The 8740-nt window shown below is 73.0% G+C and carries 8 protein-coding genes; 7 read left to right on the top strand and 1 reads right to left on the bottom strand.

Going from position 1 to position 8740, the window contains the following annotated elements:
* Positions 1-100: 100 nt before the first annotated feature.
* Complete coding sequence (locus ACFV04_RS41355) at positions 101-478, bottom strand: DUF1844 domain-containing protein (protein WP_360264565.1); 378 nt, start codon at positions 476-478, stop codon at positions 101-103.
* Positions 479-953: 475 nt separating this feature from the next.
* Between ACFV04_RS41355 and infC the strand changes: the two genes are divergently transcribed.
* From infC to pheT, 7 genes are all read left to right on the top strand, one after another.
* Positions 954-1706, top strand: a complete 753-nt coding sequence (gene infC / locus ACFV04_RS41360) for a translation initiation factor IF-3 (protein ID WP_380348059.1) — start codon at positions 954-956, stop codon at positions 1704-1706.
* A gap of 143 nt (positions 1707-1849) precedes the next feature.
* Positions 1850-2044 (top strand): 50S ribosomal protein L35, encoded by a 195-nt coding sequence (gene rpmI / locus ACFV04_RS41365; RefSeq protein ID WP_360264568.1) that lies wholly within the window; start codon positions 1850-1852, stop codon positions 2042-2044.
* Between the two features lie 109 nt (positions 2045-2153).
* Positions 2154-2549, top strand: a complete 396-nt coding sequence (gene rplT / locus ACFV04_RS41370; protein WP_355669891.1) for a 50S ribosomal protein L20 — start codon at positions 2154-2156, stop codon at positions 2547-2549.
* 181 nt (positions 2550-2730) lie between these two features.
* On the top strand, positions 2731-3597 hold the full coding sequence (locus tag ACFV04_RS41375) for an RNA methyltransferase (protein ID WP_360264571.1): 867 nt from the start codon (positions 2731-2733) through the stop codon (positions 3595-3597).
* Positions 3598-3714: 117 nt separating this feature from the next.
* On the top strand, positions 3715-4818 hold the full coding sequence (locus ACFV04_RS41380) for an ATP-binding protein (RefSeq protein ID WP_380536254.1): 1104 nt from the start codon (positions 3715-3717) through the stop codon (positions 4816-4818).
* A 254-nt stretch (positions 4819-5072) separates the two neighbouring features.
* Positions 5073-6194, top strand: coding sequence for a phenylalanine--tRNA ligase subunit alpha (pheS, locus tag ACFV04_RS41385; protein WP_380536256.1), 1122 nt, complete (start codon positions 5073-5075; stop codon positions 6192-6194).
* The gene (gene pheT / locus ACFV04_RS41390) at positions 6194-8695 is read left to right on the top strand and encodes a phenylalanine--tRNA ligase subunit beta (RefSeq protein ID WP_380536258.1); all 2502 of its coding nucleotides are present in this window, start codon (positions 6194-6196) and stop codon (positions 8693-8695) included. The genes pheS and pheT overlap by 1 nt, the downstream gene beginning before the upstream one ends.
* The last annotated feature ends 45 nt before the right edge of the window (positions 8696-8740 follow it).

An 8740-nucleotide genomic window follows, 5' to 3' on the forward strand; every position in this document is an offset into this window, starting at 1 on the left:
CCCGTGTTTCGGGGGGGGTGGGGGGGGGGGGGGGCCGGGGCGGCTACCTAGCGGGGGGCGCCCCCGGGCGGGCCCCCCCCCCCTGTCGTACGGGCGGTGATCAGGAGTAGACCGGCCCGGTGAACTTCTCGCCCGGGCCCGCGCCCGGGGCGTCCGGGACGACGGAGGCCTCGCGGAAGGCGAGCTGCAACGAGCGCAGGCCGTCGCGCAGCGGGGCGGCGTGGAAGTTGCTGATCTCCGGGGCGCCGGCGGTGACCAGCCCGGCCAGCGCGGTGATCAGCTTGCGGGCCTCGTCCAGGTCCTTGTCCTTCTCGCCGCCCTCGGCGAGACCGCACTTGACGGCGGCCGCGCTCATCAGGTGCACGGCGACGGTGGTGATCACCTCGACGGCCGGGACCTCGGCGATGTCGCGGGTGAGGTCGTCGAAGCCGATCGCGTCGTCGTCCGCGCCGGGGGTCTGGGTGGGCTCGCTGCTCAAGGGGGGCTCGTTCCGTCGTGTCGTGCGGGTACAGGTGGAGCGTACAAGGGCCCCGTGGCGGGCCGGCCGGGCAGTGCGCCGGGGTCGGAATGGCTTTCGACCTCCCGGCGCTGTATGCTTCGAGACTGACCGGCCGGGATCCTGTACGGGCCCCCGGCCAGCAAGTGGAGGCTCCACCGAGGAGGCCCGAGAGGGCAACCGCGAAAGTCTCCCACCCGATCGGCCTCACGGTCGACGGGTCCCGGTCCGCGACGGGCGCCTGGCGCCGAGTCGCCGCAGCGCCCCTCACCGGGCGCAGCCCCCGGTTGTGTGGAGCCCCGCTTGTACCGAGCGGGGCTTTTTTCGTGTCGCGGGTGCAGGTGCCGGAAGGCGCCGGGCAGCGCAGCACGAATGAAGCCCCGCCCAGTGGTCGAGTCCACTACGTGCGACCGCCGTCCGACGGCCGCATCGCAGAAGGTGCAACCGAGGAGGCCCCATCAGCACCGAGCCCCGCATCAACGACCGGATTCGCGTCCCGGAGGTGCGACTTGTCGGTCCCAGCGGCGAGCAGGTCGGCATCGTGCCGCTTGCCAAGGCGCTGGAGCTCGCACAGGAGTACGACCTCGACCTGGTCGAGGTCGCGGCGACCGCCCGGCCGCCGGTGTGCAAGCTCATGGACTACGGCAAGTTCAAGTACGAGTCGGCCATGAAGGCCCGTGAGGCGCGCAAGAACCAGGCGCACACGGTCATCAAGGAGATGAAGCTCCGGCCGAAGATCGACCCGCACGACTATGACACCAAGAAGGGTCACGTCGTCCGGTTCCTCAAGCAGGGCGACAAGGTCAAGATCACGATCATGTTCCGCGGTCGTGAGCAGTCCCGCCCCGAGCTGGGCTTCCGCCTGCTGCAGCGGCTCGCCGACGACGTCCAGGACCTGGGCTTCGTGGAGTCCTCGCCCAAGCAGGACGGCCGTAACATGATCATGGTCCTGGGCCCGCACAAGAAGAAGACCGAGGCGATGGCCGAGGCCCGCGCCCTCGCGGACGCCCGCAAGGCGGAGCGTCAGGGCCGGACCCCCGGTTCCGACGCCGGCCCGGAGGACGACGACGCGCTGGCCGAGGACCTCGTGACCGAGGACCTGGAGACCGACGACGCGGCGACCGAGGCGCAGGACGACGCCCCGGTCGAGGCGCCGGTCGCCGAGGCCGACGCTCCGGTCGAGCAGCCGGCCGCCTCCCAGGGCGCCTGAGCCTTCACCGGCCAGGGCGGCCCGGGAGACCGGCCCCCCACGGTGGCGGGCGTCCCGCCCGGTCACCGCAGATCCATCCAGTTCACGCCCGCGTGGTACGAGCCGCGCGGGCGTGGACGGGACCGACGAGGAGATACGGCGAAATGCCGAAGCAGAAGACGCACAGTGGCGCCAGCAAGCGCTTCAAGATCAGTGGCTCTGGCAAGGTGCTGCGCGAGCGCGCCGGCCGCCGCCACCTCCTGGAGCACAAGCCCTCGACGCTGACCCGCAAGCTGGCCGGGACCGTCGAGGTCGCCCCCGCTGACGCCAAGAAGATCAAGAAGCTTCTCGGCAAGTGATCGCCTTCCCGCCCGGCGAGAGCCGTGCGCGGGGCAGCTGATCCTTCCCGACCCATTCGAATGACGGACCACGTGAAGTAGTCCGTGGTCCAACCCAAGGAGTAATCAAGTGGCACGCGTCAAGCGGGCAGTCAACGCCCACAAGAAGCGCCGGGTCATCCTGGAGCGCGCCAGCGGCTACCGTGGCCAGCGTTCGCGGCTGTACCGCAAGGCCAAGGAGCAGGTCACCCACTCGCTGGTCTACAACTTCAACGACCGCAAGAAGCGCAAGGGCGACTTCCGTCAGCTGTGGATCCAGCGCATCAACGCTGCGGCCCGTGCCAACGGCATCACCTACAACCGCTTCGTGCAGGGCCTGAAGGCCGCCAGCGTCGAGATCGACCGCAAGATGCTGGCCGACCTGGCCGTCAACGACCCGGGCGCCTTCGCCTCCCTGGTCGAGGTCGCCCGGAAGGCGCTGCCGGCCGACGTGAACGCCCCGAAGGCCGCCGCGGACGCCGCCTGATCTTCCGAGATCGGTTGAGCTCTGACCGGACCCGCAGGCCTCCTGCGGGTCCGGTTCTGGTTTCCGCCCACTCCGCGACGCCGGCCCCACGCGACGTCCGCCCCGCGGCTCCCGTCCGCCTCCGCGGCTCCCGTCCGTAGGCCGGTGCCCCCGACCCCTCAGCGCCCCAGAGAACGAGGCCATGCCGAGCACCGACACCCCCCTGCTGACCTCCCTGCGCTCGCCGCGCGTCGTCGCGGCCCGGCGGCTGGCCAAGCGCAACCAGCGCACCAAGGAGCGCCGCTTCCTGGCCGAGGGCCCGCAGGCCGTCCGGGAGGCCATCGCCTTCGGCAGGCTGCCCGGCACGGACGAGCACGCCGTGGTCGAGGTCTACGTGACCCAGGAGGCCGCCGAGCGGCACGCCGGCATCGTCGAGGCCGGTCTGGCGGAGGGGCTGCCCGTGCTGACCGCCACCGACGAGGTGATCGCCGGGATCTGCGACACCGTGACCCCGCAGGGCATCGTGGCGCTCTGCCGCTTCATCGACACCCCGTTCGACGAGGTGCTCAGGGCCCGCCCGAAGCTGGTCGCGATCCTCGCCCACGTGCGCGACCCCGGGAACGCCGGGACGGTGCTGCGCACCGCCGACGCGGCCGGCGCGGACGCCGTGGTGCTCACCGACGCCTCGGTGGACCTCTACAACCCGAAGGCCGTCCGGGCCTCCGTGGGCAGCCTCTTCCACCTGCCGGTGGCGGTCGGCGTGCCGGTCGAGGAAGCCGTCGGGAAGCTGCGCGAGGCCGGTGTCCGGGTGCTCGCCGCGGACGGCGCGGGGGAGCGCGACCTGGACCGGGAGCTGGACGAGGGCACCCTGGGCGCGCCCGGCGCGTGGGTGTTCGGCAACGAGGCGTGGGGGCTCCCGGAGGAGACCCGCGCGCTCACCGACGAGGTCGTGCGCGTCCCGATCCACGGCCACGCCGAGAGCCTCAACCTGGCCACCGCCGCGGCCGTCTGCCTGTACGCCTCGGCCCGGGCGCAGCGTTCGCCCGGCGGCTGCCGCTCGAACGTCTGACGCACCCGGGGGCGCACCGGGATCACCCCGTTGCAAGCCCTACTGCGGGGGCCTGCGAGGCGCTAGGGTCTGCCTCGGTGGGGGGAACGGCACGGTGGGTAATCGGGGAGGCAACCCATGGTCGGCAGCGGGCCCGAGCTCGACCCGGACGACCTACCGGACGGCCTGGTGGTCGCCGACGCGCTGGGCCGGGTGGTCTGCTTCAACCGGGCCGCGGCCCGGCTCACCGGCGTGCTCCCGCAGGCCGCCCTCGGCAGCGCGCTGGAGGACGTCCTCCCGCTGGAGGACCTCGACGGCCGGCGCTGGTGGCAGCTGACCGACCCGTACGGCGGCCTGACCACCCGCACCCGCCAGCCGGAGCGCAACCTGCTGCTGCCCGGCGGCCTCGAAGTGCTGGTCTCCGCCCGGTACGTCCGTGCGGAGCCGTGCGGGCCGCTGGAGCGCCTGGTGGTCGCCCTGCGCGGCACCGAGGCCCGGCGGCGCACCGAGCGCAGCCACGCCGAGCTGATCGCCACCGTCGCGCACGAGCTGCGCTCCCCGCTGACCAGCGTCAAGGGCTTCACGGCGACGCTGCTGGCCAAGTGGGAGCGGTTCACCGACGGGCAGAAGCGGCTGATGCTGGAAACCGTGGACGCCGACGCCGACCGGGTCACCCGGCTGATCGCCGAGCTGCTGGACATCTCCCGGATCGACGCCGGGCGGCTGGAGCTGCGCAAGCAGGTGGTCGACCTGGCCGCGGCGGTGCGCCGCCACGTCGAGCGCAAGGTCGCCACCGGCATCCCCGAGGAGCGCTTCGACATCCGGGTCAGCGAGCCGCTGACCGTCCTGTGGGCGGACCCGGACAAGGTCGACCAGGTGCTCGCCAACCTGCTGGAAAATGCGGTGCGGCACGGCGAGGGAACTGTCACGATCGAGGTGGCACCGGCCAAGGAGGTCGTCGAGGCGCCCGTCTGGGAGCGCTCCGGCACCCCGCCCCGCATCGTGGAAGGCACAGCGGTCACCGTGAGCGACGAAGGCAGCGGCATTCCCGAGGAGTCGATGCCACGCGTCTTCACCCGCTTCTGGCGCGGCTCCAAGCGCGGCGGCACCGGCCTGGGCCTCTACATCGTCAAGGGCATCGTGGAGGCCCACGGCGGCTCGATCCGGGTCGACCGCGCCCCCGGCGGCGGCGCCCGGTTCCGATTTATCCTGCCCGCCGGCGTGCCCGACTTCATGCTCTGACCGAGCAGGAACGACGAGCGGAGCGTGCTCCGCGTCGGGGCCGGACGGGCTTCGCGGCAGCGGCGCTACGCGCTGCGACTACACTCGACCTTTGGCGTCGCGCAACGCCCTGTGCGGCTGAGCCGCGGACACCCACTCCCGTGAGCCTCCGGTGAACGGAGACCGGCTGCCCGTGCCCCGGCCCCGCCGGGCGTGACGCGAAGGCGAGCCCACACACCTGAGCACGGACGAGCAGGAGCACGGGAAAGATAGAGATGTCGGCACCCAACAAGTCGTACGACCCGGTCGAGGTCGAGGCCCTCAAGCCCGAGGTGGTGGAGCAGGCGCGGGACGAGGCCGTCGCCGCCTTCGCCGCCGCCAGCACCCTGGACGAGCTGAAGCAGGCCAAGGTCGCCCACACCGGCGACCGGTCCCCGCTGTCCCTCGCCAACCGCGAGATCGGCGCCCTGCCCCCGCACGCCAAGGCCGCCGCGGGCAAGCTGATCGGCCAGGCCCGCGGGGCCGTCAACAAGGCCCTCGCCGCGCGGCAGGCCGAGCTGGAGGCGGAGCGCGACGCCCGCGTGCTGGTCGAGGAGGCGGTGGACGTCACGCTGCCGTACGACCGCGCCCCGCGCGGCGCCCGGCACCCGCTGACCACCATGGCCGAGCGCATCGAGGACACCTTCGTCGCGATGGGCTACCAGGTCGCCGAGGGCCCCGAGGTCGAGGCCGAGTGGCTCAACTTCGACGCCCTCAACCTGGGCCCGGACCACCCGGCCCGATCGATGCAGGACACCTTCTTCGTCCAGGCCCCGGACGGCTCCGCCGACTCCGGCGTGGTGCTGCGCACCCAGACCTCCCCGGTCCAGGCCCGCACCATGCTCGACCGCGAGCCCCCGATCTACGTGGTGTGTCCCGGCCGGGTCTACCGGACCGACGAGCTGGACGCCACCCACACCCCGGTCTTCCGCCAGGTCGAGGGCCTCGCGGTGGACGAGGGCATCACCTTCGCCGACCTCAAGGGCACCATCGAGGTCATGGTCGAGAAGCTGATCGGCGACCACCTGGAGCTGCGCTGGCGGCCCTCGTACTTCCCGTTCACCGAGCCGTCGGCCGAGGTCGACCTGCAGTGCTTCGTGTGCCTCGGGGCGAGCGTCGGCAACCCGGACCGCCCGTGCCGCACCTGCTCCTCGGAGGGCTGGATCGAACTCGGCGGCTGCGGCGTCGTCAACCCGCGGGTGCTCGTCGCCTGCGGTGTCGACCCCGACCGTTACAGCGGCTTCGCGTTCGGCCTCGGCCTGGAGCGGATCCTGATGAATCGTCACAACGTCGCCGACATGCGCGACATGGTCGAGGGTGACGTGCGCTTCACCCTCCCGTTCGGGATGGAGATCTGATGCGCGTCCCGCTTTCCTGGCTGCGCGAGTACGTCGACCTGCCGACCGGCGCGACCGGTCGTGACGTCGCGGAGCGCCTGGTCCGGGCCGGCCTGGAGGTCGAGACCGTCGAGCAGATCGGCGCCGACCTCAAGGGTCCGCTGGTGGTCGGCGAGGTGCTCTCCATCGAGGAGCTGGCCGGCTTCAAGAAGCCGATCCGGCACTGCTTCGTCAACGTCGGCGACGCCAACGGCACCGGTGAGCCGCAGGAGATCGTCTGCGGTGCGACCAACTTCGCCGTCGGTGACAAGGTCGTGGTCGTGCTCCCGGGCGCCGTGCTGCCCGGCCCCTTCCCGATCGCGGCCCGCAAGACCTACGGCCAGACCTCGGCCGGCATGATCTGCTCGGCCCGCGAGCTGGGCATGGGCGACGATCACGACGGCATCATCGTGCTCCCGCCGGAGTACGAGCCCGGCACCGACGCCATCGAGCTGCTCCAGCTCGTCGACGAGGTGCTCGACATCGCCGTCACCCCGGACCGCGGCTACTGCCTGTCCATGCGCGGCGTGGCCCGGGAGGCCGCCGCCGCGTACGGGCTGCCGCTGGCCGACCCGGCGCTGCTCGACGTGCCGCCGGCCAACTCCTTCGGCTACCTGGTCAAGGTCAACGACCCGGCCGGCTGCGACCGCTTCGTGGCCCGCACGGTCGTCGGCGTCGACCCGAACGCCAAGTCCCCGATCTGGCTGCAGCGCCGCCTGCAGAAGTCGGGCATCCGCCCGATCTCGCTGACCGTCGACATCACCAACTACGTGATGCTCGAGGTCGGCCAGCCGCTGCACGCCTACGACAAGCAGCGCGTGGACGGCCCGATCACGGTCCGCCGGGCGGAGCAGGGCGAGACCCTCACCACCCTCGACGGCGTCGAGCGCAAGCTCGCCGCCGAGGACCTGCTGATCTGCGACAACAGCGGCCCGATCGGCCTGGCCGGTGTCATGGGCGGCGCCTCCACCGAGATCCTCGACCCGGCCGCCGGCCCGGGCACCACCGAGGTGATCATCGAGGCGGCGCACTTCGACCCGGTCGCCATCGCCCGCACCGCCAAGCGGCACAAGCTGCCCTCCGAGGCGTCCAAGCGCTTCGAGCGCGGCGTCGACCCGGAGGCCGCCCGCGCCGCCGCGCAGCGCGCCGTCGACCTGCTGGTCCTGATCGCCGGCGGCACCGCCGAGGCCGGGGTCACCGACATCGCCGCCCCGCACCCGGTGCGCACCATCACCATCGCCGCCGACCTGCCCGACCGGGTGGCCGGCACGGCGTACGGCCGCGAGACCGTGACCCGGCGCCTGCAGGAGATCGGCTGCTCGGTCTCCGGCGCGGACGTCCTGGAGGTCACCCCGCCGACCTGGCGGCCCGACCTCACGGACCCGTACGACCTCGCGGAGGAGGTCATCCGGCTGGAGGGCTACGACAACGTCCCCGCCCGGATGCCCGACGTGCCGCCGGGCAAGGGCCTGACCGAGGGCCAGCGGATCAACCGCCGGATCGGCGTCGCGCTGGCCGGGGCCGGCTACGTCGAGGTCAACAACTACCCGTTCCTCGGCGAGACCGCCTGGGACGCGCTCGGCCTGGAGGCGGACGACCGCCGCCGCCGGACGGTCAGGCTGGTCAACCCGCTGAACGACGAGGAGCCGGCGCTGCGGACCACGCTGCTGCCGGGCCTGCTCGGTGCGCTGCGCCGCAACATCGGCCGGGGCAACACCGACCTGGCGGTCTACGAGACCGGCACGGTGTTCCTGCCCAAGGACGAGCTGTCCGTGGCCCCGCGCCCGGCCGTCGACCACCGGCCCAGCAACGAGGAGCTGGCCGAGCTGGACGCCGCGCTGCCGGACCAGCCGCGCCGGATCGCCGTCGCCCTCGCGGGCGAGCGGCTGCCCTCGGGCTGGTGGGGCAAGGGTGCCCAGGCCTCCTGGGCGGACGCCGTCGAGGCGGCCCGCACGGTGGCCCGCGCGGCCGGTGTCGAGCTGACCGTCCGCCAGGGCCAGCTGGCGCCCTGGCACCCGGGCCGCTGCGCCGAGCTGGTCGTTGCCGGCACCGACCGGGTGGTCGGCCACGCCGGTGAGCTGCACCCGCGGGTGGTCAAGGCGCTTGGGCTGCCGGCCCGCTCCGCCGCGATGGAGATCGATGTCGACCTGCTCACCGCCGACGGTGCCGAGCGGGTCGGCGGCCCGACCGTCTCCGGCTTCCCGGTGGCGACCCAGGACGTCGCGCTGATCGTCGACACGGCGGTTCCGGCCGCCGACGTCGAGGCCGCGCTGCGCGTCGGCGCCGGCGAACTGCTGGAGGCGATCCGGCTGTTCGACGTGTTCACCGGCGAGCAGGTCGGTGAGGGCAAGAAGTCGCTGGCGTACGCGCTGCGCTTCCGTGCCGTCGACCGCACCCTGACCGCCGACGAGGCCACCGCCGCCCGCGAGGCGGCCGTCGCCGAGGCCGTCGCCCGTACGGGAGCGGTGCTGCGCGGCGCCTGATGCCGTGACGCCCGCACAGGGGCCCCGCCCCGGACCCACCAGGTC

The organism is Kitasatospora sp. NPDC059599, assembly GCF_042735125.1.
Lineage (GTDB): Bacteria > Actinomycetota > Actinomycetes > Streptomycetales > Streptomycetaceae > Kitasatospora.

What these genes read in the sequence shown, in the direction of transcription:
- rpmI (WP_360264568.1), top strand. Translation starts at nt 1,850, where the DNA reads ATGCCGAAGCAGAAGACGCACAGTGGCGCCAGCAAGCGCTTCAAGATC.
- ACFV04_RS41375 (WP_360264571.1), top strand. Translation starts at nt 2,731, where the DNA reads ATGCCGAGCACCGACACCCCCCTGCTGACCTCCCTGCGCTCGCCGCGC.
- ACFV04_RS41380 (WP_380536254.1), top strand. Translation starts at nt 3,715, where the DNA reads ATGGTCGGCAGCGGGCCCGAGCTCGACCCGGACGACCTACCGGACGGC.
- pheS (WP_380536256.1), top strand. Translation starts at nt 5,073, where the DNA reads ATGTCGGCACCCAACAAGTCGTACGACCCGGTCGAGGTCGAGGCCCTC.
- pheT (WP_380536258.1), top strand. Translation starts at nt 6,194, where the DNA reads ATGCGCGTCCCGCTTTCCTGGCTGCGCGAGTACGTCGACCTGCCGACC.